Origin of the sequence: Micromonospora sp. CA-246542, assembly GCF_050942905.1 — a bacterium.
Taxonomy (GTDB): domain Bacteria; phylum Actinomycetota; class Actinomycetes; order Mycobacteriales; family Micromonosporaceae; genus Micromonospora.
Genome location: NZ_CP192040.1, coordinates 2837008 through 2862742, shown reverse-complemented (window position 1 = coordinate 2862742; position 25735 = coordinate 2837008). Strand labels below are relative to the sequence as shown.

General features: G+C 71.3%; 25 protein-coding genes. 14 read left to right on the top strand and 11 right to left on the bottom strand.

Going from position 1 to position 25735, the window contains the following annotated elements; genetic code table 11:
* Genes ACQP0N_RS13360 through ACQP0N_RS13335 form a run of 6 tightly spaced genes read right to left on the bottom strand, consistent with a single transcriptional unit; the run spans nt 1 to nt 6715 of the window.
* Nucleotides 1-1305: a TrpB-like pyridoxal phosphate-dependent enzyme gene (locus ACQP0N_RS13360; RefSeq protein ID WP_433120389.1), complete on the bottom strand. Its 1305-nt coding sequence runs from the start codon at nt 1303-1305 to the stop codon at nt 1-3.
* Nucleotides 1306-1334: 29 nt separating this feature from the next.
* Nucleotides 1335-2555, bottom strand: a complete 1221-nt coding sequence (locus tag ACQP0N_RS13355; RefSeq protein ID WP_433120387.1) for an MFS transporter — start codon at nt 2553-2555, stop codon at nt 1335-1337.
* Nucleotides 2546-3781, bottom strand: coding sequence for an ATP-grasp domain-containing protein (locus tag ACQP0N_RS13350; protein WP_433120385.1), 1236 nt, complete (start codon nt 3779-3781; stop codon nt 2546-2548). The genes ACQP0N_RS13355 and ACQP0N_RS13350 overlap by 10 nt, the downstream gene beginning before the upstream one ends.
* The gene (locus ACQP0N_RS13345) at nt 3778-4566 is read right to left on the bottom strand and encodes a B3/B4 domain-containing protein (protein ID WP_433120383.1); all 789 of its coding nucleotides are present in this window, start codon (nt 4564-4566) and stop codon (nt 3778-3780) included. The genes ACQP0N_RS13350 and ACQP0N_RS13345 overlap by 4 nt, the downstream gene beginning before the upstream one ends.
* A complete protein-coding gene (locus ACQP0N_RS13340; protein ID WP_433120381.1) occupies nt 4563-5255 on the bottom strand; it encodes an anthranilate synthase component II in 693 nt (230 codons plus the stop codon). The genes ACQP0N_RS13345 and ACQP0N_RS13340 overlap by 4 nt, the downstream gene beginning before the upstream one ends.
* On the bottom strand, nt 5252-6715 hold the full coding sequence (locus ACQP0N_RS13335) for an anthranilate synthase component I family protein (RefSeq protein ID WP_433120379.1): 1464 nt from the start codon (nt 6713-6715) through the stop codon (nt 5252-5254). Before ACQP0N_RS13335 ends, ACQP0N_RS13340 begins: the two co-directional genes overlap by 4 nt.
* A gap of 359 nt (nt 6716-7074) precedes the next feature.
* Between ACQP0N_RS13335 and ACQP0N_RS13330 the strand changes: the two genes are divergently transcribed.
* On the top strand, nt 7075-8475 hold the full coding sequence (locus ACQP0N_RS13330) for a PLP-dependent aminotransferase family protein (RefSeq protein WP_433120377.1): 1401 nt from the start codon (nt 7075-7077) through the stop codon (nt 8473-8475).
* On the opposite strand, the gene ACQP0N_RS13325 is transcribed toward ACQP0N_RS13330, so the two are convergent.
* Together ACQP0N_RS13325 and ACQP0N_RS13320 are read right to left on the bottom strand one after the other, a co-directional pair.
* Nucleotides 8476-8934, bottom strand: a complete 459-nt coding sequence (locus ACQP0N_RS13325) for an N-acetyltransferase family protein (RefSeq protein ID WP_433120375.1) — start codon at nt 8932-8934, stop codon at nt 8476-8478.
* A 58-nt stretch (nt 8935-8992) separates the two neighbouring features.
* Nucleotides 8993-9709, bottom strand: coding sequence for an alpha/beta fold hydrolase (locus ACQP0N_RS13320; RefSeq protein WP_433120373.1), 717 nt, complete (start codon nt 9707-9709; stop codon nt 8993-8995).
* Between the two features lie 324 nt (nt 9710-10033).
* Here ACQP0N_RS13320 and ACQP0N_RS13315 point away from each other — a divergent pair, with 324 nt between their 5' ends.
* The 7 genes from ACQP0N_RS13315 to ACQP0N_RS13285 all read left to right on the top strand — a co-directional run bounded on the left by ACQP0N_RS13315 (nt 10034) and on the right by ACQP0N_RS13285 (nt 16785).
* Nucleotides 10034-11518: a family 43 glycosylhydrolase gene (locus ACQP0N_RS13315; RefSeq protein WP_433120371.1), complete on the top strand. Its 1485-nt coding sequence runs from the start codon at nt 10034-10036 to the stop codon at nt 11516-11518.
* Nucleotides 11519-11606: 88 nt separating this feature from the next.
* The gene (locus ACQP0N_RS13310; protein WP_433120369.1) at nt 11607-12656 is read left to right on the top strand and encodes an SMP-30/gluconolactonase/LRE family protein; all 1050 of its coding nucleotides are present in this window, start codon (nt 11607-11609) and stop codon (nt 12654-12656) included.
* Between the two features lie 297 nt (nt 12657-12953).
* Nucleotides 12954-13463 (top strand): hypothetical protein, encoded by a 510-nt coding sequence (locus ACQP0N_RS13305; protein ID WP_433121611.1) that lies wholly within the window; start codon nt 12954-12956, stop codon nt 13461-13463.
* A 3-nt stretch (nt 13464-13466) separates the two neighbouring features.
* Nucleotides 13467-14045 (top strand): hypothetical protein, encoded by a 579-nt coding sequence (locus ACQP0N_RS13300; protein WP_433120367.1) that lies wholly within the window; start codon nt 13467-13469, stop codon nt 14043-14045.
* Nucleotides 14046-14052: 7 nt separating this feature from the next.
* A complete protein-coding gene (locus tag ACQP0N_RS13295) occupies nt 14053-15270 on the top strand; it encodes an MAB_1171c family putative transporter (RefSeq protein WP_433120365.1) in 1218 nt (405 codons plus the stop codon).
* Entirely contained in the window at nt 15267-16109 is an 843-nt protein-coding gene (locus ACQP0N_RS13290) for an oxygenase MpaB family protein (RefSeq protein ID WP_433120363.1), read from the top strand. Before ACQP0N_RS13295 ends, ACQP0N_RS13290 begins: the two co-directional genes overlap by 4 nt.
* A 109-nt stretch (nt 16110-16218) precedes the next feature.
* Nucleotides 16219-16785 carry a hypothetical protein gene (locus tag ACQP0N_RS13285; RefSeq protein WP_433120361.1) on the top strand — a complete coding sequence of 189 codons (567 nt, stop codon included), beginning with the start codon at nt 16219-16221 and terminating at the stop codon, nt 16783-16785.
* Nucleotides 16786-16872: 87 nt separating this feature from the next.
* Here ACQP0N_RS13285 and ACQP0N_RS13280 read toward each other — a convergent pair whose 3' ends face one another.
* On the bottom strand, nt 16873-18108 hold the full coding sequence (locus ACQP0N_RS13280) for a low temperature requirement protein A (protein ID WP_433120359.1): 1236 nt from the start codon (nt 18106-18108) through the stop codon (nt 16873-16875).
* A gap of 159 nt (nt 18109-18267) precedes the next feature.
* On the opposite strand from ACQP0N_RS13280, the gene ACQP0N_RS13275 reads away from it, so the two are divergent.
* Nucleotides 18268-20115 (top strand): glycoside hydrolase family 15 protein, encoded by a 1848-nt coding sequence (locus ACQP0N_RS13275; RefSeq protein ID WP_433120357.1) that lies wholly within the window; start codon nt 18268-18270, stop codon nt 20113-20115.
* A gap of 30 nt (nt 20116-20145) precedes the next feature.
* Here ACQP0N_RS13275 and ACQP0N_RS13270 read toward each other — a convergent pair whose 3' ends face one another.
* Entirely contained in the window at nt 20146-21120 is a 975-nt protein-coding gene (locus ACQP0N_RS13270) for a LysR family transcriptional regulator (protein WP_433120355.1), read from the bottom strand.
* Here ACQP0N_RS13270 and ACQP0N_RS13265 point away from each other — a divergent pair.
* The 5 genes from ACQP0N_RS13265 to ACQP0N_RS13245 all read left to right on the top strand — a co-directional run bounded on the left by ACQP0N_RS13265 (nt 21110) and on the right by ACQP0N_RS13245 (nt 25318).
* On the top strand, nt 21110-21976 hold the full coding sequence (locus ACQP0N_RS13265) for an NAD(P)H-binding protein (protein WP_433120353.1): 867 nt from the start codon (nt 21110-21112) through the stop codon (nt 21974-21976). The two genes, ACQP0N_RS13270 and ACQP0N_RS13265, sit on opposite strands and share 11 nt — an antisense overlap.
* Nucleotides 21977-22190: 214 nt before the next feature.
* Entirely contained in the window at nt 22191-22760 is a 570-nt protein-coding gene (locus ACQP0N_RS13260; protein ID WP_433120352.1) for an AAA family ATPase, read from the top strand.
* Nucleotides 22761-23058: 298 nt separating this feature from the next.
* The gene (locus ACQP0N_RS13255; RefSeq protein WP_433120351.1) at nt 23059-23454 is read left to right on the top strand and encodes a GntR family transcriptional regulator; all 396 of its coding nucleotides are present in this window, start codon (nt 23059-23061) and stop codon (nt 23452-23454) included.
* Complete coding sequence (locus tag ACQP0N_RS13250; RefSeq protein WP_433120349.1) at nt 23451-24350, top strand: ABC transporter ATP-binding protein; 900 nt, start codon at nt 23451-23453, stop codon at nt 24348-24350. Before ACQP0N_RS13255 ends, ACQP0N_RS13250 begins: the two co-directional genes overlap by 4 nt.
* Entirely contained in the window at nt 24347-25318 is a 972-nt protein-coding gene (locus ACQP0N_RS13245; protein ID WP_433120347.1) for an ABC transporter permease subunit, read from the top strand. The genes ACQP0N_RS13250 and ACQP0N_RS13245 overlap by 4 nt, the downstream gene beginning before the upstream one ends.
* Here the strand turns inward: ACQP0N_RS13245 and ACQP0N_RS13240 are convergent.
* Entirely contained in the window at nt 25315-25413 is a 99-nt protein-coding gene (locus ACQP0N_RS13240; protein WP_433121609.1) for a hypothetical protein, read from the bottom strand. The genes ACQP0N_RS13245 and ACQP0N_RS13240 overlap by 4 nt on opposite strands.
* Nucleotides 25414-25735: the final 322 nt, after the last annotated feature.

The window sequence follows — 25735 nt, the reverse complement described above, 5'->3', positions numbered from 1 at the left end:
TCAGTCCGTCAGCTTTCCGGCGAAGTAGTCGATGTAGGCCTGCATGTCGAAGTGGCCGTGCCCCGAGAGGGAGAAGACGATCGCCTTCGACTCGCCCGTCTCCCGGCAGCGCAGCGCCTCGTCCACCGCCACCCGGACGGCGTGGGTGGACTCCGGCGCGGGCACGATCCCCTCGTTGCGGGCGAACAGCACACCGGCCTCGAAGCACGCGCTCTGCGGCACGGCACGCGCCTCGATGAGGTCGATGTCCCGCAGCGCGCTGATGATCGGCGCCATGCCGTGGTATCGCAGGCCACCGGCGTGGATCGCCGGTGGGCGGAACTCGTGGCCCAGGGTGTGCATCTTGGTCAGCGGGGTGAGGCCGGCGGTGTCGCCGAAGTCGTATTCGTAGGTGCCCTGGGTCAGCGACGGGCAGGAGGACGGCTCGACCGCGATGAACCGCACGGCCGGGCCGCCGCCCAGTTGGCGGCGCAGGAACGGCAGGGCCAGCCCGGCGAAGTTGGAGCCACCGCCGGCCGCGCCGACCACGACGTCCGGGTAGTCGTCGGCCATGGCGAGTTGGAGCAGCGCCTCCTGGCCGATGATCGTCTGGTGCATCAACACCAGGTTGAGCACCGAGCCGAGGGCGTACTTGGCGGCGCCACCGCTGACCATCGCGGCCTCCACCGCCTCGGAGATGGCCAGGCCGAGGCTCCCGGTGGAGTGCGGGTCGGCGGCGAGCGCGGCCCGGCCCGCCTCGGTACGGTCGCTCGGGCTCGCCGTGACCGACGCGCCGAACGTCTCCATCAGCCCCCGCCGGTACGGCTTCTGGTCGTAGCTGACCCGCACCATGAAGACCTCGCAGTCGAGGCCGAAGTACGTGCAGGCCATCGAGAGCGAGCTGCCCCACTGGCCGGCGCCGGTTTCCGTGGTCAGCCGCCGCACGCCGTCGAGCTTGCTGTAGTACGCCTGCGGCACGGCCGTGTTCGGCTTGTGGCTGCCGGCCGGGCTGACCCCCTCGTACTTGAAGTAGATCCGGGCCGGCGTGTCGAGGGCCTTTTCCAGACGGTGGGCGCGGACGAGCGGGCTGGGCCGCCACTGGCGGTAGATGTCCAGCACCGGCCCGGGGATCTCCACGTCCCGGTCGGTGCTGAACTCCTGCTCGATCATGCCGCTCGCGAAGAGCGGTTCGAGATCCGCCGGGGTGAGGGGTTCCCGGGTGCCGGGGTGCAGCATCGGGGGGAGCCCCTTGGGCAGGTCGGGAACCACGTTGTACCAGGTCGTCGGGATGTCGCTCTCGGGCAGCACGAACTTCGACGTCGTCATGGCGCCTTCCGATGAGGGGTGGGTGGGTCTCAGGGACTGGCGGTGGCCGGTTCGGCGGGCGCCGGCACGGGCCGGACGGCCGGTCGGATTCGCAGCGCCGCGAACGCGACCACACCGACCACCGGGGTCAGCAGGAGAATCAGGAGGACGGGCCGGTGCCCCTGGGTCTGCCAGACGAAGCCGAGACCCATCGGCACGACCAACCGGGCGGAGCTGAGCACGAAAGCGTTCAGGGCCATGAAGCTGGAGACCCGCCGTTCCTCGACGTGGTCGGCGATGTAGGTGGGCACCACCACCGAGGCGATGATCTCCCCGAGGGTCCAGACCACCGTGGAGAGCAGCACGGCGGGCAGTGAGAAGGCGAACACCAGGACGGCCATGCCGGCCGACCAGAGCAGGCCGGCCACGATCAGCAGGACCCGGGTCGAGTACGCCTTGATCCGCTTCTCGATCAGCAGGCTGGCGCTGACCACGACGACGCTGTTGATGGTGTAGACCGCGCCGACCACCGCCACCGACGAGTGCAGCACGGTGGTGACCGCGAGGGGCAGCGTGTATTCCAGGCCGATCAGCGGCGCGACGTAACAGAAGGAGACCAGCACCAGCAGCGCCACGTCGACATCCCGCCGCAGCCCGGCCCAGCGGGTGGTGACGACCGGCGCGGTCGTCGGGGCACGGCGGGTCTCGGCGGGTACGAACAGCCAGATGGTGGCCGCCGCGAGCAGACCGAGCAGGATGTTCCCGGCGAACATCAGCTCGTACGACAGGGCCGCCGCGAACCCCCCGAGCAGCGGGCCGACCCCCATGCCGAGGTTGTTGGCCAGATAGCTGACGGTGTACGCGAAGGGCCGCTCGCCCGGCTCGGTCAGGTCGGCGATCAGCGTGTTGGCCGCCGGGGAGAACATGCCCATGCCGACCAGCGCGACGAAGAGCAGCACCGCGTACGTCCAGGTGGGACCGTCGACCAGGGCCAGTCCCAGATAGCCGGCCGCGTTGAGCAGCAGGCTCGCCACCAGCGCGGCGCGGCGGCCGGCGCGGACGCAGACCGGCCCGCTGAGCAGGCTGCCGGCGAGCAGGCCGGTGCTGCCCACGGAGATCAGCACGCCCGCCTCGCCGGTGCTGAGGTGCCGGCTCTGCACCAGGTAGACCGCGAGCAGGGGAAAGACGAACATGCCGGCCCGGTTGATGAAGGACGCGTACACCAGCATCCGCAGCGGGCGGGGCAGGGCCCGGAACCGGCTCAGCCACATGACGACTCCCCCACCGGTTCGGTGCGCACCTCGAACGAGTCGCGGATGACCTTGAATCGGGCGCAGACGGAGTCGAAGTCCCGCCCCTCGCAGACGTACCAGCCGAGCACGTCGTTCGAGGCGGTCGGCGCGGCGAGCACGTCACCGACGCGCTTCCACACGTCCGCGTCGCGTACCGCGTCGAGCGCCCGCAGCTGTTCTGCCGAGGTGATCGAGGTGATCCGCCCGTACCGGTCGGAGCACAGGTACTCGGTGCCGATCTCCGGCCCGAGCGTGGTCGTCGGCACGTGCTCCGGGTCCAGTTCGAGGCGGCACCACTCCCCGGCCAGGTTGATCCCCCGCCCGGCCTCGATGGCGGGGACGATCGAGCCGCCACCGGCCCGGGCCGCCGCCTCGCCGAAGACCACCTCGCCGTCGTCGCGGAGGAAGAACTCGACGTGCGCCACGCCGGTCCGCATCCCGAAGCCACGCAGCACGGTGGCGCTGGCGGCCAGGATCCGCCGCTCGGCGTCGGTCAGGTCGTGTTTGCGGGAGACCGTGCCGCCGGGCTCGTCGCGGAACTCCAGAACGGAGTACGTGTAGCGGGAGAGTTGCTCGAAGACCACCTCGCCGTCGCGCAGCAGCGAGTCGACGTGGTACTCGGCGCCCCGGACGTACTCCTCCACCCGGTAGTCGTGCCGGTCGTCGGCGATCAGCGGCCACACCCGGGCCAGGTCCTCGACGGAGTCCACCCGGTGCGTGTCGCCGCAGGCCCAGCCGGCGTACGGCTTGACGACCACCGGCCAGCCCACCTCGGCGGCGAACTCGGCGACCGCCCCGACCGTCTCGGGGCGGCACGAGCGAGCCACCGGCACACCCAGCTCGGTGGCGCGGCGGTGCATGACGTTCTTGTCGCGGAAGGTCAGCGCCCCCTCCGGGTCGAGCCCGTCGATGCCGTGGTCCCGTCGGCAGTGCGCGGCGGTCAGCACGTCGCCCTCGAAGAGCGGGAAGACGCGCCGCACCGGGTGCTCGGCGACGATCGTCGCGACGACCGAACGGACGGCCTCGCGGTCGTCGAGGTCGGCGTGGTAGCAGGGCAGACCGGCGGTGTCGGCGGACGGCTGCCCGCTCGGCAGCAGCGCGACGGTCGCCACGCCCCGCTCGGCGGCGGCGGCGACCACGGCGCGGAACTGGGCGGCGTACCGACCGGCCGCCGGGCGGTAGATCACCAGGATCGCGTCGTTCATCGACGGCTCCGACCGTTGCTGCCCGCCGGGCTCAGCGGGCCCGCGGTACGCAGGACGGCGCTTGTCGCGTCGCGGTCGAGCACCGCCTCCTGCCGTGGGCCGGCGGACATCTCGGCGAGGACGCCGCCGAGGCGGGCCAGCGCGTCCACCACCTCCGCCCGTCCGCCGGGGTGGGCCGACTCGACGGTGAGCAGCAACGCGTGCGGGCCCAGGTCGGTGCGGACCAGGTGGCCCTGCCGCCAGTTCCAGCGCCGCGAGTGGGCCCGCCCGTCGGCGTCGGCGTAGACGACCTCACCGGGCTCGGGATGCTCGGGCGCGTCGGGAACGCCCAGCGGCAGGTACGTCTCGGTGCCGTCGGCCGGCCGCACCACGAGGTCGGTGAGGCCGTCGACGGCGCACGACGCCACCGGCAGCGCCGCGCCGAGCGAGACGGCGTTGCAGAGGTCGACCAGGGCGTTGATCCGGGGCAGCCGGTCACCCTTGGCCACCCGGCGGGTGATCGATTCGGCGGCGCAGGGGAACCGGTTCGGGTTCACCCCCACCGCCCGGTACGCCTCGCGCCAGGCCGCGATGCCCGGCAGGTCGGCCACGCCGGCCTTGTCCAGGCCGGCGCCGTGCAGCGCGTCCTCGGCGGCGGTCAGCAACGCCGACACGGCGGGAGGCGCCGGTACGACCTCGACCAGCGCTACGGCGAGCACGCCGAGCACGTAGTCCGGCACCGCGGTCAACACCCGGTCGTCGATGCGGACGGTGAGAGTGGCCGCACCGTCGCTGAGCTGGGTCATCGTGATCCTCGTGAGAGTCGGGGCCGATTGTCCGCCCGACCGTACCCAGCGGGACGACCACCGCTTGTGGCCAATCCGGGGTGATCCGGTGAGGCCAATCCGGGTGGCCGTTGCGCGGTCGTCGACGCGTGGCGCAGGAAGTTGTCGAACAACCGCAGGCCGGCCTCGGTGAGCACGCTCTCCGGGTGGAACTGCACCCCCTGCACCGCGAGCGTCTGGTGTCGTACCCCCATCACGTAGCCGTCGTCGGACGACCGGGCGGTCACCCGCAGGGCCGGGGGCACCGGGTCCGCGACGATCAGCGAGTGGTAGCGGGTGACGGTGAGCGGCGCGGGCGTGCCCTCGAAGACGCCCCGGCCGTCGTGGGTGACCACGCTGGTCTTGCCGTGCATCAGGTGCCGGGCGACCGCGACCGTCCCGCCGTAGGCGAGGCCGATCGCCTGGTGGCCGAGGCACACCCCGAGCAGCGGGACCCGACCGGCGAAGGCGTGCACCAGCTCCACGTGCCCGGACTCGGCGGGGTGGCCGGGCCCGGGGCCGAGCACCACCGCGTCGGGCCGCAGGGCCACGAGTTGGTCGGTGGTCGCCGCCCGGGAGCGGACCACCACGGTCCGTGCGCCGAGGGTCCGCAGGTACTGGTCGATGATGTGGGTGAAGCTGTCGTACGCGTCGACGAGCAGGACCTTCACGGCAGCAGCTCCCTACCGGTCAGGGCCCAGTAGGTGGCGTTCATCTTGGCCAACGTCTCGCGCCACTCGTCGCCCGGGGTGGAGTCGGCCACGACCCCGGCCGAGGCCTGGGTCCGGTAGTGCCGGCCGTCGTGCACGGCGGTCCGGATGCAGAGGGCGAGCACCGCGTAGCCACGGACGTCGACCAGCCCAACCGCGCCGGCGTAGACGCCCCGGGGCTCGTCCTCCAGACCGTCGATGATCTCCATGGCCCGCAGCTTCGGGGCGCCGGTCATGGTGCCGGCCGGGAAGGTCGCGCAGATCGCCGCCCACACGTCGGCGTCGTCGGCGAGCTGGCCCGAGACGGTCGAGACCAGGTGGTGCACGTACGCGAACGGCTCGACGTCGAACATGCTGTCGACGCTGAGCGTCCCCGGCACGCACACCCGGCCGATGTCGTTGCGGCACAGGTCGACGAGCATGACGTGCTCGGCCCGTTCCTTCTCGCTCGTGGTCAGCTCGACCACCCGCCGTCGGTCGGTCTCGGGGTCGGCGGCGCGGGGGGCCGTTCCGGCGATCGGACGCATCGAGAGCCGGCCGTCCTCGATGCGCAGGAACAGCTCCGGGCTCGCCCCGATGACGGTCCGGCCGGCCCACGGGGTGAGGTACATGTATGGCGACGGGTTGCGGTGACGCAGCCGCCGGTAGACCTCCAGCGGTGTCAGCGTCGTCTCCACGTCGATCCGGTGGCCGATCTGGATCTGGTAGCTGTTCCCGACCTCGATGTGCCGCAGGCACTGCTTCACCCGGGCGGCGAACGTCTCCTCGTCGACGGTGTCCCGGATCAGACGCGGCGGCGGGGCGTCCGGCACGTGCGGGTGCGGGGCGGTCGGTAGCACGGGCAGCTCGGGCAGACGGGCGGTGTCGTCCGGGGGCAGGTGCGGGCCGTTGGCGTCGAGCCGGCGGACCGTGCCGGCGCGTAGATCCCACCAGACGGTGTGCCGGAACAGCGCGAGCGTGCAGCGGGGAACGTCGTCGACCACCCGCTCGGTCCCGAGTTCGTCCATGTCCCGCGCGGCCTCGTACGCCAGGGTGGTGAGGAACCCGAAGGCGAAGGTGTCGGTGGGGACGGTCGTGCGCACGGCGAACGCGCGCTGTGCCGCCCGGACGGCGGCCCACACCTCGGTCGGTCCGGCGACCGGCCAGACCCGCGCCGTGGTGGCCCGCCGGCCCGGTTCGCCCAGGACGGCGGTGAACACGGCGGCCAGGGCGTCACCCAGCCGACCGTCGGCGGTCAGCTCGAGGCGGTCGGCGATGAGTCGCACCTCGGCGAGAAGACCCCAGCCGACGGCTGCGGCATATCGGTCCCGAACAGGACCGTCCAGGCTTTCGAACAGATACAGGTCGTCGTGGGAAAGACTGTCGGCGAGTGCCGTGTAGAGCGACAACGGATCGATCGACGGCAGTGTGACAGATGTCACTTCCACCTGAATAGAGTCCATCAATGCGGTACGTGTATCGGTCGACGAATGTGCTCGGTTCGACCACGCGGTGCGCTCGGTTGACAATAGAGACACTTGCGGAACCCCCTCTGAACAGCCCGATTCCGCACCACCGTTGGCGCTGGTCCCGCCGACGACGCGGCAGGTCGGACCCTTCCCCCCAGGCGAAAGGACTTCGCACGACCACCCCGGTGCCGGCGGCGGAGCGTCCGCATTGGACACGCTCGGAACATACGCCCTGATTCGCCGGCCACCGGGCGGTTGCGCACCCGACCAACACTTTCCACAGGCACGGCTCACGCTGTCCATACCACTTCGACGATCTCGGAGCGGACCACTTGACCCTTAATCTAAGCCTGTCAATAGATGGGCAATCGCGTGGAACGCTCGCAGTGCAGCTCCGTAACGCATTCCGTACGCAGATCGAGGAGGGCGCGCTGCGCCCCGGCACCCGGGTGCCGTCGAGCCGGCAGCTCGCCGCCGACCTCGGCGTGTCCCGCAGTGTGGTCGTCGAGGCGTACGAGCAACTCTGCGCCGAGGGGTACCTCGTCTCCCAGCACGGCTCGGGCACCTCCGTGGCGGCGGCGGCACGCGCCGACGTCGCCTCGGCGCTCACCCCGGACGATCACACGCCCGCCCCGGCGGTCTGCGACCTGCGTACCGGTAGCCCGCACGACTCGACGTTCCCCCGCCAGGACTGGATCCGGGCGGTCAGCGCGGTGGTCACCTCGGCCGGCCGTCGCGAGCTGGGGTACGCCCCGCCGTCCGGGCTGCCGGTCGTGCGGCACACCCTCGCCGGCTACCTGGGCCGGGTGCGTGGGGTACGGACCCGGCCGGAGCGCCTCATGGTCACGTCCGGCTTCGCGCAGGGGCTCGCGCTGCTCTGCCGCGTGCTGCGCGACCGTGGCCACGACACGCTCGGGGTGGAGGATCCGGGGCACCCGGGCGAGTGGGAGTTCGTCGCCGAGGCCGGCCTGCGTCCGGTGGGCATCCCCGTGGACTCCGACGGCATCCGGGTGGACGCGCTGGCCGCGAGCGGCGTCCGGGCCGTGCTGGTCACCCCGGCCAGCCAGTTCCCGACCGGGGTCACGCTCACCGCACGACGCCGGGCACAGCTCGTGGCCTGGGCGAAGGAGGTCGACGGCTACGTCATCGAGGACGACTTCGACGCCGCCCTCGTCGCCCCGGCACACCGGTTGCCGGCGGTGCAGAGCCTCGCGCCCGACCGGGTGGTCTACGCCGGCAGCGCCAGCAAGGTCCTCACGCCGGCGCTGCGCCTCGGCTGGCTGGCCATCCCCGCCGACCTGACCGCGCCGGTCGAGCGGATCCGGGCCAGCTGGGACATCGGCTGCTCCGGCCTGGAACAGCTCGCCTTCGCCCGGCTGATCGACACCGGCGCCTTCGACCGGCACCTGCGCCGACTCGGCGCGGACGTGCAGAAGCGCCGGCAGGCGGTCCGCGACTTCGTCGCCGGGCACCTGCCCGACGTCACCCTCCTCGGCGCGAACGGCGGACTCCAGGCGTACCTGCTACTGCCGGCCCGGTGTGCGGAGGAGGCCGTGGTGCACGCGGCCCGGCGTCGCTCGGTGCTGGTCCGCGGTGGCCGCTTCTACGCCCTCCGGCCGGACGACCGCCCACCGGCGCTGGTGCTCGGCTACGCCGGGGTACGCGGCCCGGAACTGGGACGCGGCCTGGCCGGGATAGCCGCGGCGTACCGCGAGACGACCGGTCGCGCGTGATCAGTCGGCCGGCCCGGCCCGGGTCGGCTCGCGCACCATGAACACGTCGATCGGGTCCTCGGTCTCGAGGGTGAACCCGTGTCGCTCGTACAGCCGCCGGGCCGGGCTGCCACGCAGCACGTTCAACCGGACGCGGATGCCGTCGCGGTCGCATCGGTCGAGGAGCCAGCGCAGCACGGCCGCGCCGATGCCGCCGCCCTGCACGTGTGGCGTCAGGTAGAAGTGCTCCAGCCAATGGGCGTCCTCGCCCGGTCGCAGGGACACGCATCCGGCGAACGCGCCGCCCACCTCGATCAGCCAGGTGTGCGCCGGTGAGAAACCGTCCCGCAGTCGTTGCCGGACCCGCTGCGCGTCGTACCGCCCGAGCCGTTCCAGATCCGGCCGCAGCACCACGGACCGCAACTCGGCCACCGCCTCGACGTCCGCCATCAGCGCCGGCCGCAGCGCCCAGTTCCGCACGACCGCAAGGCTACGCGGGCGTGTTCCGACTCTCGCGTCGAGCCGTCGGCGTACGCGGTCAGGTGGCCCGGACCGCCTCGATGATCGTCTCGGCGATCTCGCTCGCGGCCTGCGGGGCCGCCGCCATCGCGTGCGAACCGCCCGCCAGCTCGCGTTGGCCGCGCGGGGCGGCCCGCTCGGCCATGAACCGGTGTACGGCGACCGGGATGTTCATGTCGGCGTCGCCGAACACGAACCAGCTCGGCAGGGATCGCCAGGCGGGTTCGCCGGTGAGCCCGTCACTCAGGGCCTGCTCGGTGATCGGCCGTTGGGTGCGGGCCATCAGCGCGGCGAGGTCGTCCGTCGCGTCGGCGCAGAACTGGGCGTGGTACGCGTCCTGGCCGATCGCCACCTCGTTGCCGCCGGTCGACACCGGGTACTGCACCAGCGTGTCGGCGAGCGTGCTGCCGGGGAACTTTCCCGACAGCGACAACGCCGACTCGCCGGTGTCCGGAGCGAACGCGTTGACGTACACGAGGGCTCGCACGGACGTGTCGCCCGCGGCGGCCTGCGTGATCACCATGCCGCCGTACGAGTGGCCGACGAGCACGACCGGCCCGCCGATCCCCCGGACCACGTCCCGCACGTACGCGGCGTCGCCCGCCACGGCACGCAGCGGGTTGGCGGCGGCCACGACGTTGTACGCGGCACCCAGCCGCTCGATCACGCCGTTCCAGCTCGACGACTCGGCGAACGCGCCGTGCACCAGGACGACGGTGGGCTCCGCATCGGGCATGACAGGCGCTCCCTCACTCGGTGACACTGTTCCCGCCCCGGCCGTGCCGGTGCGCCTGAGTACCCGCCAGGCAATGGTGAAACCTCCGTTCCCACCGACCGCGTCACCCGCTGTCGCGGGTGGTGGTCGGTGCTGCGCGGTGTCCCGGGAACTACCGGAAGACCTTGACACTCTTCGATGTTAGCGCCAACACTGAGGCCGTTACCTGGGCGCAACACTCCCGTCACACGTTCCTGCCCACGGGCGTTCGCGCCCTCGACGTGCCGCAGGTAGGCCGCCGGGGCCGCGTCGACCAGCGCGGCACCCACAGCTCACGGAGGACAGATGCCGCTGCCACTCGACCGGAGGACCTCCGGTCCGGGCGTCCCCCGCCGTCACCGACGGTCGGTCCTGGCCGCGATGCTGGTGGTGCTCGCCGTGTCGGCCGGGCTGCCCGTGGCGCGGCCCGCGCAGGCCGCGCCCGCCGTGAACTACACCAACCCGCTGGTCAACCAGCGGGCCGACCCGCACATCTTCCGGCACACCGACGGCTACTACTACCTGACCGCGACCGTGCCGCAGTACGACCGGATCGTCCTGCGCCGCGCGACCACGCTGCAGGGGCTGGCGACGGCGGCGGAGACCACGATCTGGAGCCGGCACACCAGCGGCGAGATGGGCGCGCACATCTGGGCCCCGGAGATCCACTTCATCAACAACCGCTGGTACGTCTACTTCGCCGCCGGCCGGACCGACGACGTGTGGCGCATCCGGATGTACGTGCTGGAGACCGCCAACGCGAACCCGCCCAGCGGAGGGTGGACCGAACGCGGCCGCATCACGACGCCCTGGGACACCTTCAGCCTGGACGCCTCGACCTTCGTGGCCAACGGGGTGCGCTACCTGACCTGGGCGCAGCAGGAGCCGGGCATCTCCACCAACTCGAACGTCTACCTCGCCCGGATGGGCGCCAACCCGTGGCAGATCACGGGCACCGTGACCCGGCTCGTCGTGCCGACGTACGCCTGGGAGACCCGCGGGTACCGGGTCGCCGAGGGACCGGCGGTCATCCAGCGCAACGGCCGCCTCTTCCTGACCTACTCGGCCAGCGCCACCGATGCCAACTACTGCCTCGGGATGCTCAGCGCCTCCACCACCGCGAACCTGCTCGACGCGGCCTCCTGGAGCAAGAGCCCCAACCCGGTCTTCGCCACCAGCGCGGCCACCGGCCAGTACGGCCCCGGCCACAACTCGTTCACCGTCTCCGAGGACGGGCAGAGCGACATCCTGGTCTACCACGACCGGAACTACCGCGACATCAGCGGCGATCCCCTCAACGATCCGAACCGGCGGACCCGCATCCAGAAGCTGTACTGGAACGCCGACGGCACCCCCAACTTCGGCATCCCCGTCCCCGACGGGGCAACCCCGGTCCGGCTGCGGTCACACGACCTGGCGACCAGCTACGTCCGGCACTACGACTACCGGGCACGGGTCGAGCCGAACGTGACCAACCTGGCCGACTCCCAGTTCCGCATCGTGAACGGCCTGGCCGGCGGCGGGAGCGTGTCGTTGGAGTCGACCAACTTCCCGGGCTACTACCTGCGCCACTACGGATTCGCCCTGTCCATCGCGCCGTACGACGGGTCGTCGATCTTCGCCAGCGACGCGAGTTTCCAGCGCCGGGCCGGCCTGGCCGACAGCGCCGGACTCTCGCTGGAGTCACAGAACTACCCGGGCCGCTACGTGCGCCACCGCGACGGTCTGCTCTACCTGGAGGCGGTCGGCACGAGCGCCGAGCGAAGCTCCGCCACCTTCCACCTGGAATAGCCCAGGCGGGCGGGCCGCACCGCGCCCGCACGCGCCCCCGACACCGTCGGCCGGTCCGCGCGACCCGTCGACGCCGATTGGAGCACCGATGAACCGGCGTCCCACCATCGCCATCCTGGCCGGGCTCTGCCTCGCGGTCAGCGCGGCACCCGTTCCCGCCGCCGCCCGACCGGCGGCGACCGCCCAGGCCGGCGCGTACGCCCGGCTCGCCGGCCCGCCCGGCACGCCGCCCGGCGCCTGCCCGACGGGGGCCAGCTACGGCTCGCCACTGCCGGCCAGCTCCGTGACGGCGCCCCGTATCCAGGGCGGGTTCTCGTTCCTCGAAGGGCCCGTCTGGGTCGCCGACGGCGGCTACCTGCTCTTCTCCGACATGGCGGCCGGCACCGGGCCGTACAACGTGCAGCCGTCCACGATCCGCAGGTTCACGCCGCCGTCGACGTTCGACACGTTCATCTCCAACGCCGGTAGCAACGGCATCGCGCTCAGCGCCGACGGCCAGCAGCTCGTGGCGGCCACCCACGACCAGCGCAACGTGTCCGCGTACCGGCTGAGTGACCGGGCCCGCAGCACCGTCGCGGCGAACTACCAGGGTCGGGCCTTCAACTCACCGAACGACGTCGCGGTCCGCTCGGACGGTGTCACCTACTTCACCGACCCCAACTTCCAGCGCGGCAACCGCCCGGACCAGATGAACGGGCGCACCAGCGTCTTCCGCGTCGTCAACGGGCAGGTGTCGCTGGTGGACGACCAGTTGCGTCAGCCCAACGGCATCTCGCTCTCACCGGACGGGAGCACGCTCTACGTGGGCGCCTACTCCGAGAACAAGATCTACAAGTACGCCGTCCAGCCCGATGGCAGCACCGGCGCGCGGAGCGTCTTCGTGAACTACATCGGAGGCCCGGACGGCGGCACGATCGACTGCGCCGGCAACGTGTACTGGACCTCGGGCGGGGACTCCCTCGTCCACGTCTACTCCCCCACGGGCGTCCAGTTGGGCACGATCCGGTCCGGCTTCACCGGCACGACCAACGTCGCCTTCGGCGGCTCCGACCGGCAGACCCTGTTCATCACCTCGGGTCCACGGAACGACTCCGGCCTCTACAGCGTCCGGCTCAACGTTCCGGGCTACCCGTACTGAGGTAGGTGGTGCCGGGCCGACGACAAGGACCGCACGACCCGGGTGGGCCGTGGGAGGAATCCCCCGTTGTGCTCCTCGCGGAGCGGATTCCTCCCCGCTTACCCCCCCAGGTTCGGCCCGGACCGGCCCGATCGGACCCGTCGCGCAACAAGCGTTGAGCACAACGGGTTCACGCTCAACGGGTGTTGCTCCGAACAGGAGCGAGCTTACGCTCACGTTCCGTGCGCGTGTCAACGCCTGTTTCGCGGCGGGGCACATCTGCGACACTGTCGTTCAGGTCGCCGGAGGGTGAAGAGCATGGTGGACGGTCGGCGCGCGGAGCGGGAGTTGCCGCCCCTCGACACGTTGGCAGCACGGCTGGAGTACCTGTTCGACAAGATCCGTCCCACGCCTGACGAGCTCGGCGACGCCGACGAGCCCGGTCGCAGGTACACCAATCGGGAGATCGCCGACAAGATCAACGAAGCGGCGGCCGAGACGGGCGTGACGATCAGCGCCGCCTACATCGGCGAGCTGCGTCGTGGCGTGGCGAGCGATCCCCGCACCTCGCACGTACGCGCCCTGGCCGCCGCCTTCGGCGTCAACTCGGGCTACTTTGTCGACGACGCGGCGGCACGACGTATCCAGGACCAGATCACGTTGCTCAGCGAACTTCGGCGGATGGACGTCAAGCGGGTGGCGCTGCGGCAGGTGCTCGCCGACAACGGCCTCTCCGCGACCGACACGCGGCTCATCGAACAGATGGTGGCCCGGCTACGGGCCGTGGCAGAGGGCACCGGCACGACCGCGTCCGACGATCGTCGGTAGCGGGTGGCCGTGCAGATCCTGCGGTGGGAGCACACCGACGAGTGGGGGAACACCGACGTGAGGTTGCATCGTCTACGCCGACGCTGCGAACGCATCGTCGACGAGCTGGAGATGCCGGACCCCTTCGACGTCCGGAGGCTGTGCGACATCCTCGGTGAGCGGCGCGGCCGGCCCATCCACCTGGTGCCGATCGCGCTGCCGGCGCAGACGGTGTGCGGGATGTGCGTGCCGACGAACGACTTCGACGCGATCTTCTACGAGCAGGACACCTCGCCGCTGCACCAACTGCTGATCATCGGCCACGAGCTGGGTCACCTGCTCGCCGGGCACCAGGCGACCGAGGTGTTGGACGCGGACGCGTCCCGGCTGCTGCTGCCCGACCTCGACCCGCAACTCGTGCGGCGCAGTCTCGGCCGCAGCAGCTACGCCGCGGCCGAGGAGCGCGAGGCCGAGATGATCGGCTCGCTGCTGCTGCGGCGGGTCCGCAGCGGGCGCGGCGCGGCGGACGAGGCACCTGTCGACGGGAAGGACGCCGAGTTGTACGGCCGGCTGCGGCACTCCCTCGAACACCCCCACTGGTAGCGCGGGAATGGACACCGTCCTCTACACCGTGTGCGCGGCATCCGGCTGGGTCGCGTTCGTGTACATGGTGCGGTTGCAGCGCCGGCATCCGAGCCGGGCCCGCCGCGCGATCTGCGCGGGCCTCGGTGCGTTCGCCGCCGGGATCACGGTCGCCATCCCGCCCGTCGCGAGCGCGATCGACGAGGTGTCGGGCCTGCCCAACCTCGCCAAGGTGATGGCGCACGCCGGCGCCCTGACCATCTCGGCGAACGCCGAGATCATGCTGCTGCACTTCGCGCTGCCCCCGGCGACGGCCGCCGTCCGCGCCCGCCGGTGGGTCTGGGTCACCGCGTGCGCGTTCCTCGTCATGTTCGGCCTGTTCGCCGTCACCCTCACGTACGACGAGCCGGTGCGCCTGACCGTCGAGTACGCGACCGACCCGGTCGTCACCGCCTACCTGTTGATCTTCCTGCTTCTCGGATTCTTCGCCTACTGCTTCGACATCACCCGGCTGTGCTGGGGCTTCGCGAAGATCTGCGGACGCCCCTGGCTGCGCCGCGGCCTGCGCATCACGGCCGTGGGCGCCGCCGTCGCGCTGCTCTACAGCACCAACAAGATCGTCTACCTCGTCGCCTACTGGGCCGGCTACCGGCCGACCGGCGAGCGGCAGATCGCGGCGGTGCTGGTGACCATCGGCGCGTTGCTCATCACGATCGGCCTCACCATGCCGGCGTGGGGTCCCACCCTCAAGATCGGCCAACGATGGGAGGACTTCCACTCCTACCGGCGGCTCGAACCGCTCTGGCGGGACCTCGTCGCGGCCCTTCCCGAGCTGGAACTCGACCCCACCCTGCGCCGCCGGTTCGCGGCCCTGCGCGACAGCGACTACGCGCTCACCCGCCGGGTTGCCGAGATCCGCGACGGCCGCCTGGCGCTGCGCCCGTACACCGATAGCGGGGTGACCGCCCTGGCCGAGCGGTTCGCCGAACGGTCCGGCCTCGGCGCCACCGACCGGCAGGCGGCGATCGAGGCCGCCCACCTGGCCTGCGCGCTGCGGCGGCATCGGGCCGGCCAGCTGGCCGCGGCCCCGCAACCCGCCGACGAGCTGCACCGGCCGGACGGTGGCTACGCCGGCGAGGTGGCGTGGCTGACGCTCGTCACCGACGCCTACGCCCGATCACCCGTGGTGGCCCGGACGCTCGACGCCGCCACCCCGCGCCCGACGGTAGGAGACGCACGCCGATGAGGGGTCGCTACGACAACCTGGAGCGGATCCGCACGCTGGACCCGCAGCGCGACTACCTGGACATCTATCAGACGATGCTGCGATACGAGTTCCCGTGGGACCTGAAGCTGGGCCTCAACCTGGCGTTCAACAGGTCCTTCTCGGTGCCGGCCATCGCCGCCGTACACACCACCACCGGCGAGCTGACCGAGCGCACCCAGAAGCGCATCGACGACACCGGCCTGCTGATGTACGAGATGGTCCTCAACGGCTTCGACCAGCCCCGGGGCCGGGACGCGCTCCGGCGGGTCAACCAGATCCACCGCCCGTACGGCATCGGCAACGACGACTTCCGCTACGTCCTGGGCTGCCTCGTGGTGATTCCGATCCGGTGGCTGCGCACCTACGGCTGGCGTCCGCCCTGCTGCCACGAGCGGCAGGCCACCTACCTGTTCTACCGGGAGCTCGGCCGCCGGATGGGCATCACCGACATCCCCGGGTCGTTCGAGGAGTTCGAGACCTGGTTCGACGCCCACGACGCCGCCCACCTGCTGCCCAACGACGACGCGGCGGCCATCGAGCGGGCCACCCGGATGCTGATGCTCGCCCGCCTCCCCCGCCCGCTCGCGCCACTGGGGAACGCGCTGGTCAGTGCCATGTACGACGAGCCGCTGCGGCGCGCGACTCTGGTCGAGACACCGCCGTGGCCGGTCCGGGCCGGGCTGCGCCTCGCGTTGCGGACGCGCGCGCGGTGGCAGCGGTGGTTCGGGGCGCCCCGGGCCACGCCGCTCTTCGCCGACGGCATCAGGGCTCGGACCTACCCCCAGGGGTACGAGATCAGCCAGCTCGGCCTGCACTGATCAGCGGCGGGTCGGCGCCGAGGCCGCCAGGCTCGGGAACGGCTTGACGTGGCGGCCACCGTAACGGATGGTCAGATATCGGCAACCTTCTATGATTCGAGGAGGACCGATGAAGGCAATCGCCACCACCGCCGCAGCCCTGCTGCTCCTGGTCACAGGCGGCGCATCCGCCGCCCGAGGCGCATCCGACGCACCACCGGCACCCGCCGCGCCCTGTGCCGGGCAGGTTCACCCCAACCCGTCGTTCGAGCGCGGCGCCGACGGCTGGACGGCCGGCCCGCGCATGGTCGTGCTCGGCGACGAGACCCGGCCGGCGCACACCGGTCACGCGTACGCCACCTTCGCCGGCCTGGACGTGACGCGTAGCGACCTGCTGCGCACGACCGTCACCGTGCCGGCCAACTGCAACCTGACGGTCCGTTTCTGGGTCCGCACCATCACGACGGAAACCACCCGCGGTGACTACCTGAACGTCGGGCTGGCGGTCACCGGCATTCCTCCGAAGACGAGGTTCTCGCTGGCCTTCGACGGCGGGGCGCAGTGGCGGGAGTACGGCATGTCGAGCGGGACGGCGGCGGTCGAGCGCACCGCGACGGCGAGTTTCCTGAGCAGCGAGACGGCCGGCAACGGCGTCACGGCCTTCGACGTCGACGACGTGACCTTCACCTTCAGCTGACGACACCGGGGCGGGCGGTCGGCTCGACCGCCCGCCCCCGCGTCGCCCACCCCCGCGCCGTCTTCGCGGCACGGTCGAGGCTTACCGTCACGCCTCGAAGTCGCGGCCGCCGGGCGTCTCCCGCCCGCCCGACCGGGTGGTCACCTGCGGCGCGGACCGGCGGCTGCCGAGTGCGTCGAGGACCGCGACCAGGGCCAGCACCCCGGCCACCGCACACAGGCCGACCATCGGCGGCCACCGGATCAACAGCGGCGTGCCCAGCAGCAGGATCACGAGTCCGATCAGCCGTGATCGGGAGATCCGGCCGAACACCTCGTACTCCAGCCGCAACCGCGCGACGAGGAAGAGCGCCGGCCCGCCCACCACGAACAGCAGCCACATCGGCCGGGGCGCGCCGAACGGGTCGTCGATCACCAGTTCATAGCTGACCGAGGTGAGGAGCACGCTGAGCAGGATGAGCAGGTGCGTCCGCTCCAACGCCGTACCGAGGCGAGCGGGCTGGCCCGCCCCACCCAGCGCCTCGGTCAGCAGCAGACCGGCGCGGTGGAAGTAGATCCGCCAGATCAGCGCGCTGGTGACGAACGCGACCGTGAAGGCGGCCGCTCGACCCGCGGAGTAGTCCTGGCCGCTGAACACCACGCCGATCACCAGGATCGACTCGCCGAGCGCGATGAGGAACATCTGCTGGTAGCGGTCGGCGAGATGCGTACCGGCGATCCGCCAGTGCGACACCGCCGCGGCGCCCAGGCGCGGCAGCGGCCACCCCAGGAACCAGGCGAGGTAGTCGACGCCGACGGCGATGGCCCACAGCGGCAGGCGCAGTCGCTCCGGGCCGAGCGCGCCGACCAGCCAGATCGGCGCACTCAGCGCGGCCCACGCGGAGAGCCGGAACGCGACCAGCCGCCGCGGATGGCCGCGCAGCGCGGCCGCGATCACCAGCGGCCGGACCACCATCACCAGCAGGTACGCGACCGCGAACGGGAACGCCCGCTCCTCCATGGCCCGTGGCAGCGTGACCGCCATGACCAGGCCGGCGAACATGGTGCCGACCACGACGGCCTGGATGATCGCGCTCTCCGGCTCGTAGCGGCTGGTGATCCAGGTGGTGTGCGACCAGACCAGCCAGAGCGCCAGGAACAGCAGCAGGGTACGACCGAGCCCGTTGACGAGTTCCCACCCCGCGTCGCCGTCCAGCTCGACGAAGCGCTGCGAGACCCGCGTGAGCGCCACCACGAAGGCGAGGTCGAAGAAGAGCTCCAGGAACGTGGCGCGGCCAGCGCTGTCCGGAGGACGCAGGAGGTCCGCACCGCGTTTCCCCGACATCGACCCCCTCCGTCCGCCCTCGTCGCACCAACGAGCGGCCCACCGAGGGGGATGTGCCGTCGGGGGTACGCGACAGGGTGGTTCAACGTGAATATCCCCTAACTTTGACAAATCCCCCTTAAGTTCGATGCGCAGGACGCGGCCGAACCGGGGAGAGACGTGGACAGCTATCCGGCGATCGAAGATCACGGACTCATTGGCGACCTGCAGACCGCCGCGCTGGTTACGTGCGACGGCACCGTCGACTGGTTCTGCGCGCCGCGCTTCGACTCGCCGAGCATCTTCGCCGCGCTGCTCGACAAGGACAAGGGCGGCTACTTCCGGATCGCGCCGCACGACGTGCGGTACGTGACCAAACAGCTCTACCTCCCCGGCACCCCCATCCTGATCACCCGGTTCATCAGCGCCGACGGGGTGGCCGAGGTCATGGACTTCATGCCGGTCACCGGTGAGCGGGCCACCGACGCGCACCGGCTGGTCCGCATCGTCACCATGGTCCGCGGCAGCATGCGCTTCCGGGTGGAGTGCCGACCCCGCTTCGACTTCGCCCGGGAGGAGCACCAACTGGAGCCCCACCCCAACGGCTACGTCTTTCGCAGCCGGTCCGCGACACTGACGTTCAACCCCGTCGACCCCATCCGGCGGCTGATCCGCGAACACGGCGACGTCCGCCTCGAGGGCGGCGACCTCGTCGCGTACGGCACCCTGAACGAGGGCGACGTCGGCGGCGTGGTCCTGGAGACGGGCGGCACCGAACCGCGGATCTTCCCGCCGGAGGAGATCCAGGGCATGTTCGAGTGGACGCGGGACTACTGGCGGCGCTGGCTGGAACGCTCCAGCTACACCGGCCGCTGGCGGGAGATGGTCGAGCGCTCCGCCATCACGCTGAAACTCATGACGTACGCGCCGACCGGCGCGATGATCGCCGCGCCCACCGCCGCGCTGCCCGAGCTGGTCGGCGGCAGCCGCAACTGGGACTATCGCTACACCTGGGTACGCGACACGTCGTTCTCGGTGCACGCGCTGCTCGGCCTCGGCTTCACCGAGGAAGTCAGCCGCTACATGGACTGGCTGGACGAGCGCATCCGCACGGCCAGCGAGCACCAGGACCCACTGAAGATCATGTACCGGGTGGACGGCTCCTCCGACCTGCACGAGGAGGTGCTCGACCACCTGGAGGGCTACCGCGGCTCCCGGCCGGTGCGCATCGGCAACGGCGCCGCCGACCAGCTCCAGCTCGACATCCACGGCGAGGCGCTCTACGCCATGCACCTCGCCGACGAGCAGGGCATCCGGGTCTCACACCAGGTGTGGAAGAGCACCGTCCGGCTCGTCGACTGGCTCTGTCACAACTGGGACCAGCGCGACGCCGGTATCTGGGAGAGCCGGCACCACCCCCGTAACTACACGTTCGGGCGGGTGATGTCCTGGGTGGCGCTGGATCGGGCCATCCGCCTGGCCAACCGCACCGGCCGCCCCGGTGACCTGACCTGCTGGACCGAACAGCGCAACCGCATCTACAACCAGGTCATGGCCCGCGGGTACCACCCGGAACGCGGCAGTTTCGTGCAGGCGTACGACGAGAACGTGCTCGACGCCGCGCTGCTGGCCATGCCGGCGGTCGGATTCGTCACGCCGAGCGACCCGCTGTGGCTGTCCACCCTGAACGCGATCGAACGCGAACTCGTCTCCGACAGCCTCGTCCATCGGTACGACCCGGTCCACTCCCCCGACGGACTGCCGGGCCACGAGGGCACCTTCAACATGTGCACCTTCTGGTACGTCGAGGCGCTGGCCCGGTCCGGCCGCCTCGACGACGCCCGACTCACGTTCGAGAAGATGTTCACCTTCAGCAACCACCTCGGCCTCTACGCCGAGGAGATCGCCGCGACCGGTGAGCAGATCGGCAACTACCCGCAGGCCTTCAGCCACCTGTCGCTGATCAACACGGCGCTGACCCTCAACAGCCTGCTCGACGCCGAGGCCGACGCCCGCCGCCGTCGCTAGTGTCGTCACGGTGGTTGACCGGACGGGTGCTCAGGCGGTCTCCGCGGCGTCCGCCATCCGGCCGGTCCCGTGGCGGGACGAGATCGCCGTGGCGACCCGGACGAACGCGGCGACCGCGAGCGAGTGCGAGTTCTGCGGCCACGCCACCGAGAAGGCGGCCTCCGGCGCGTCGTCGACCGGCCGCCAGGTGAGCTGCGGCCGGGCGTTGCGCTCGGCGAGCGAGACCGGCAGCAGGGCGAGCATCCGCCCGAGTTCGATCTGGCGCAGCATCTGCACCATGTCGCCGAACGGCGGCGCCTGCTCGCCGCGTCGTACGTAGACGTGGGCGCCGGGAACAGTCCGTTGATGCCCGGCCTCGATGTCGGCCATCCGCAGCCGGGGCGGTGCGGCGAGCGGATGCCCGGCCGGTAGCGCCAGCACCTGCGACTCGCACAGCAGCGGCTCGACGTCCAGAGCGTCGGCGTCGAACGGCTCGATGACGATCGCCACGTCGGCCTCGCCCGCGCGCAGCAGGGCCGGCTGCTCGCGCCAGCCGGTGAACATGACCTCGATCGGCACGGCGGCGTGCTCCGCCTGGTACGCCGCGAGCACGTCCTCGAGCAGGCCGCCCTCGACGTCGGCCTTCACCGCGACCACCAGCTTGCCTCCGGGCACACCCGCGGCTCGCCGGGCGCGTCGGGTGGCGGCGTCGAGCGCGACGAGCGCTGCCCGCGCGTCGGCGAGAAGCACCGCGCCCACCTCGGTGAGCGCGACGCTTCGGGTGGTGCGGTCGAGGAGACGGACACCGAGGTCCGCCTCGAGCCCGGAGATCGCGCGCGACAGGGCCGGTGCGGCGATGCCGAGCCGCTCGGCGGCCCGGCTGAAGTTGAGCTCCTCGGCGACGGCCACGAAGTAACGCAGCGGCCGGGACTCCACGGGATTCATACCCTCAGGATAATAATGCCGCCCGAACTGGTCCTTCTCGCCCGCGATCTCCCGCGCGACGATGGCAACCATGATCGTCATCACGACACCCACGGGCACGATCGGCGCCGCTGTCGCCGAGTCCCTGCGCGCCGCCGGCGCACCGCTGCGCCTGATCGCCCGCGATCCCTTCCGCCTGCCCGAGACCCTTCGCGAGCACGCCGACGTCATCGTCGGCTCCCACGCCGACCCCGCCGTGCTCACGACCGCGCTGACCGACGCCACGGCGCTCTTCGTGCTCGTACCACCGAACTTCGGCGCCCTGGACGTCACCGAGCACTACCTCGGCTTCGCGCGCCCCATCGCGGAGGCGGTACGTGCGCACGCCGTACCCCGCGTCGTGGCCGTCTCCTCGCTCGGCCGCGGATTCCACGGGCCGGCCGGGCTGCTCTCGGCGGCCTGGGCGATGGACGACACGCTGGAGTCCAGCGGCGCGGCCTACCGTTCGCTTCAGGCGGCGTTCTTCATGGAGAACCTGCTGCACCAGGTCGACCTCATCAGGAGCCAGGGGATGTTCGTGCTCACCGCCGAGCCCGACGCGCCGCTCGCGGCGGTAGCCACCACCGACATCGCCCACACGGCCACCGACCTGCTCACCGACACCACCTGGACCGGCCACCAGGGCGTGCCCGTGCGCGAACCCGTCGACCACACCCCGCGCGAGATGGCGCAGATCATCTCCGAGACCCTGGGCCGGCCGGTCGCCTACCAGCAGGCCACCCTCGCCGACTACCGCGCCCGGTACGCGTCGTCCGGAGCGAGTCCGGCCGTCGTCAACGCCATGATCGAGATGGCCGAGGCGCAGACGGCGGGCGTCTACCCACCCGCCAGCGACGGGGGCCTGGGGACGACCTTCCGCCAGTGGTGCGCATCGGTGCTCGCCCCATCCGTCGGCTGACCGGCACCGGCACCACGTCCTGGCACGCCGAGGACATCTGCCGGGCGTTCGGCGCCGGCACCGGCGACTCGGTTCCCCTGCTCACGGTGCTCGATCGCTGGACGAGGGCTGGCGACCAAACTGCGGCGGATCCGGGTGGATAGACTTTCGGGCGCTTCCAGACCTTGTCCGTTCGGACTGGGACGCGTCCTCACGATCATGAAACGCGAGGGGAATGACCAGCAACGGGGTCGTCTTGCTCTCGGGCCCTCCGTGCTCGGGCAAGACCACGGCAGGGGCGGTTCTGGCCGCCGAGCGGTCCTTTTCGGGTCACGGTCGGATTCACCTGCAGGTCGACACCCTCTTCGACCTCCTGTTCCCTGGATCCGATCGAAATCGTGACGATCGCCTGCGCGCCTACGACGCCGCGCACCTCCTCGCCCGCATGTTTGTGGATCAGGAAGAGACGGTGGTCCTCGAGTGCACCTACGCTCGGCGTGACCAGCGTGCCAGTCTCCGGAAAGCGTTGGCCGGCTCCTCGGCATCGCTCTGGGTCGTCGAGTTCTTCGTGACGCCCGACGAGGCCGTGAGCCGATTCCGGGACCGTCATCAAGCCACGGATCTCGACGAAGCGCTCGTTCGCGAGCGGGCCGATGCGTTCCCGTACTTCGACGAGGCCCTCCGCCTGGAGTCATCCGCCGGGACCCCCGAGGAGCACGCCCAGAGCATCATCAGGTGGCTGCAACAGGGTCCTCGGCCGGTGGACCAGGAGGCGTGGACCCGGGCTGGAAGAGGCTGGAACTGAGGCCGCACGTCCATCGGACCGGCACCGGCTCGGCCCGGCCCGGCCCGGGAGGAACGTCACCGACGGCTCGTGCCGGCCGCCGCCGACCTGGATGTCGACGTGCATACGGTTCTTCACCACCTTCGGCTCCGGCACCTTGAGGAACGAGATGCCCGGGCCGGACGCCGTCCGGGTCCTCGATGAAGGCGCCGTCGTCAGGGACCACTGCTCGGACATCACCTCACCGTAGAGGGTCGCTGTCGTACGTAGCCCGACCCACTGCTTTACTATGTTCCTAGTAAAGCAGTAAGGGGCTACCGTGTTCGTCTTCCGGCTCGACACCCACTCCGGCGTGCCGCCGTACCTGCAACTCGTCCAGCAGGTCCGCCAGGCGGTGCTGCTGGGCTTCCTGCAACCCGGTGATCGCCTCCCGCTCATCCGCGAGGTGGTCGAGGACCTGGCGATCAATCCGAACACCGTCGCCAAGGCGTACCGGCAGATGGAGCAGGAGGACCTGGTCACCGGCCGGCCCGGCCAGGGCACGTTCGTCAATGCCCAGCAGTCGGCCGTGATGTCGGCATCGACGTACACGTCACTGCGACGCGGCCTGGCGACCTGGCTGCGCCGCGCCTACGCGGCCGGCCTCGACGAGCAGGCGGTCGACGCGCTCTTCACGTCCGTCCACCAGCAGACCAGGAATGAGGACGTGGCGTGACGGCGACGGAGTTCGCACTGCGCACCGAGGGTGTGAGCAAGCGGTACCGCAAGGGCTGGGCGCTGCGCGACTGCACCCTGACCCTGCCAGCGGGCGGCGTGATCGCCCTGGTCGGGCCGAACGGCGCGGGCAAGACCACGCTGCTGCGCCTGGCCGTCGGGTTGCTGGCACCGACCACCGGCACGGTGGAGGTCCTCGGCCACGACGTCACCGCCAGCACCCCGCAGACCCTGTCCCGGGTCGGGTTCCTGGCCCAGGACCACCCGCTGTACAAGCGCTTCACCGTCGCCGAGATGCTCCGCTTCGGCCGGGCCTGCAACCTGCGGTTCGACCAGGGGCTGGCCGAGCGCCGGCTGGCGAAGCTGGGGATCCCGCTCGACCGCCGGGCCGGCACCCTCTCCGGCGGGCAGCAGGCCCAGGTCGCGTTGGCGCTGGCCCTGGCGAAGCGGCCGGACCTGCTCGTCCTCGACGAGCCGGTGGCCAGCCTCGACCCGCTGGCCCGGCACGAGTTTCTCCAAGTCCTCATGGGCGCGGTGGCCGAAGGCGGGGTGACCGTCCTGTTCTCCTCCCACGTCGTGCACGAGCTGGAGCGGGTCTGCGACCACCTGGTCGTGCTCAACCAGGGTCGGGTCACGCTCACCGGCGACATCGACACCCTCCTCGCCGAACACCGGCTGCTCGTCGGCCCGCGCACGGCCACCGACCTCGACCGGGCCCGCACCGTCGTGGAGGCGGTCCACAGCGACCGGCACACGACCCTGCTGGTACGCGACGGCGGGATACCGGTCGCACCCGGGTGGCAGGCCCAGCCGGTCGCGTTGGAGGACCTGGTGCTGGCGTACCTGCGCCGGCCGTCCGAGCCGGTCGCCCCGGTCCCGTCGGAGGTGGCGGCATGACGTGGTTGATCTGGCGCCAGCACCGGACCGAGGTCTGCGTCCTGGGTCTGCTCGTCGGCCTGTTCGCCATCGTCCTGTTCGTGCTCGGGACCCAGGCCCACGACCTGTTCCCCGGCGGTCCCGCCCGGTGTGCGGGAGACGCCGGTGTCAACGAGGCCTGCGCGGCGTCCTTCCGCCGGCTCGACGAGGGGTACGGCAACGTCGAGAATCTCCTGGCGGCCTTCTATCTGGTCCCCGTCGTGATCGGCGCGTTCCTCGGCGCGCCGCTGCTCGCGCGTGAGCTGGAGGACGGCACCTGGCAGCTGGCCTGGACGCAGGCCGTGCCGCGGATGCGCTGGCTGGCGGCCAAGCTCGTGGCGCTGGCCGGCGTCACCGTCACCCTCACCGGGATGTTCACGGCGGTGCTCACCTGGTTCCGTCAGCCGTTCGACGCGTGGGAAGGGCGGTTCCAGTACGACGCCTTCGACCTGGAGGGGCTTGTTCCGGTGGCGTACGCGCTGTTCGCGTTCGGCGTCGCCACCGCCGCCGGGGCGATCCTGCGGCGCAGCCTGCCCGCGTTCGGCGTCGCGCTCGGGGCGTTCCTCGCCGCCCGGATGACGGTGGCGCTGCTGGCCCGTCCCGCGTACGCCACCCCGCTCACCACCATGGCGCCGGTCCCCGTCGGCGGCTCCAACGCGGGGCAACGGGCCGCGCCCGACTTCGCCGACTGGGTGGTCGAACGCGGCTACGCGGACGCCACCGGGCGCAGGCTCAGCTCGACCGAGTACCACGAACTGGAGGACGCCGCCAACCAGGCCGGCACCAACCTCAACCAGTTCCTGCACGCGCGGGGCATCCAGCAGTTCGGGGTCTACCACCCGGCGGACCGGTTCTGGACGTTCCAGCTCATCGAGGCCGCGCTGTTCGTCGCGGTCGCGGCGGTCCTGATCGGTGTGGTGGTGTGGCGGGTACGGCGTCGCACGATCTAGTGCCTGACCCCTTCATCGGCGACCATCGGTCGGGGGTGCATCTCGGCGCCCCTCAGCACCCTGTCCACCGCGTTGCGCGGGCCGTGGACCGCCAGCCCGACGAGGTCGAGCTTCTCGGTGGGTAGCCGACTACCGCGCCCCGTACGCGTCGTCCGGAGCGAGTCCGGACGTCGTCGACGCCATGATCAAGGTGGCCAAGGCGCAGACTGCGGGCCTCTACCCACCCGCCAGCGAGGAAGGCGTCAGAACGACCTTCCGCCAGTGGCGCGAATCGGTACTCGCACCTGGGGTGGCGGCCACGCGGGTGACGCTAGCGGGCCAGGCGGCGTGGTGGAGACGACCAGGACGAGGCGGTCGGCAGGGTGTCACCAAACTCCTCCCCGCGCCGTCTTCAACCAGCGGGGTAGTCAGTCTTTG

What these genes read in the sequence shown, in the direction of transcription:
- ACQP0N_RS13295 (WP_433120365.1), top strand. Translation starts at nt 14,053, where the DNA reads ATGGACACCGTCCTCTACACCGTGTGCGCGGCATCCGGCTGGGTCGCG.
- ACQP0N_RS13265 (WP_433120353.1), top strand. Translation starts at nt 21,110, where the DNA reads ATGATCGTCATCACGACACCCACGGGCACGATCGGCGCCGCTGTCGCC.
- ACQP0N_RS13245 (WP_433120347.1), top strand. Translation starts at nt 24,347, where the DNA reads ATGACGTGGTTGATCTGGCGCCAGCACCGGACCGAGGTCTGCGTCCTG.
- ACQP0N_RS13270 (WP_433120355.1), bottom strand. Translation starts at nt 21,120, where the DNA reads ATGACGATCATGGTTGCCATCGTCGCGCGGGAGATCGCGGGCGAGAAG.
- ACQP0N_RS13360 (WP_433120389.1), bottom strand. Translation starts at nt 1,305, where the DNA reads ATGACGACGTCGAAGTTCGTGCTGCCCGAGAGCGACATCCCGACGACC.
- ACQP0N_RS13345 (WP_433120383.1), bottom strand. Translation starts at nt 4,566, where the DNA reads ATGACCCAGCTCAGCGACGGTGCGGCCACTCTCACCGTCCGCATCGAC.
- ACQP0N_RS13285 (WP_433120361.1), top strand. Translation starts at nt 16,219, where the DNA reads ATGAAGGCAATCGCCACCACCGCCGCAGCCCTGCTGCTCCTGGTCACA.
- ACQP0N_RS13280 (WP_433120359.1), bottom strand. Translation starts at nt 18,108, where the DNA reads ATGTCGGGGAAACGCGGTGCGGACCTCCTGCGTCCTCCGGACAGCGCT.
- ACQP0N_RS13355 (WP_433120387.1), bottom strand. Translation starts at nt 2,555, where the DNA reads ATGTGGCTGAGCCGGTTCCGGGCCCTGCCCCGCCCGCTGCGGATGCTG.
- ACQP0N_RS13290 (WP_433120363.1), top strand. Translation starts at nt 15,267, where the DNA reads ATGAGGGGTCGCTACGACAACCTGGAGCGGATCCGCACGCTGGACCCG.
- ACQP0N_RS13310 (WP_433120369.1), top strand. Translation starts at nt 11,607, where the DNA reads ATGAACCGGCGTCCCACCATCGCCATCCTGGCCGGGCTCTGCCTCGCG.
- ACQP0N_RS13305 (WP_433121611.1), top strand. Translation starts at nt 12,954, where the DNA reads ATGGTGGACGGTCGGCGCGCGGAGCGGGAGTTGCCGCCCCTCGACACG.
- ACQP0N_RS13320 (WP_433120373.1), bottom strand. Translation starts at nt 9,709, where the DNA reads ATGCCCGATGCGGAGCCCACCGTCGTCCTGGTGCACGGCGCGTTCGCC.
- ACQP0N_RS13350 (WP_433120385.1), bottom strand. Translation starts at nt 3,781, where the DNA reads ATGAACGACGCGATCCTGGTGATCTACCGCCCGGCGGCCGGTCGGTAC.
- ACQP0N_RS13260 (WP_433120352.1), top strand. Translation starts at nt 22,191, where the DNA reads ATGACCAGCAACGGGGTCGTCTTGCTCTCGGGCCCTCCGTGCTCGGGC.
- ACQP0N_RS13315 (WP_433120371.1), top strand. Translation starts at nt 10,034, where the DNA reads ATGCCGCTGCCACTCGACCGGAGGACCTCCGGTCCGGGCGTCCCCCGC.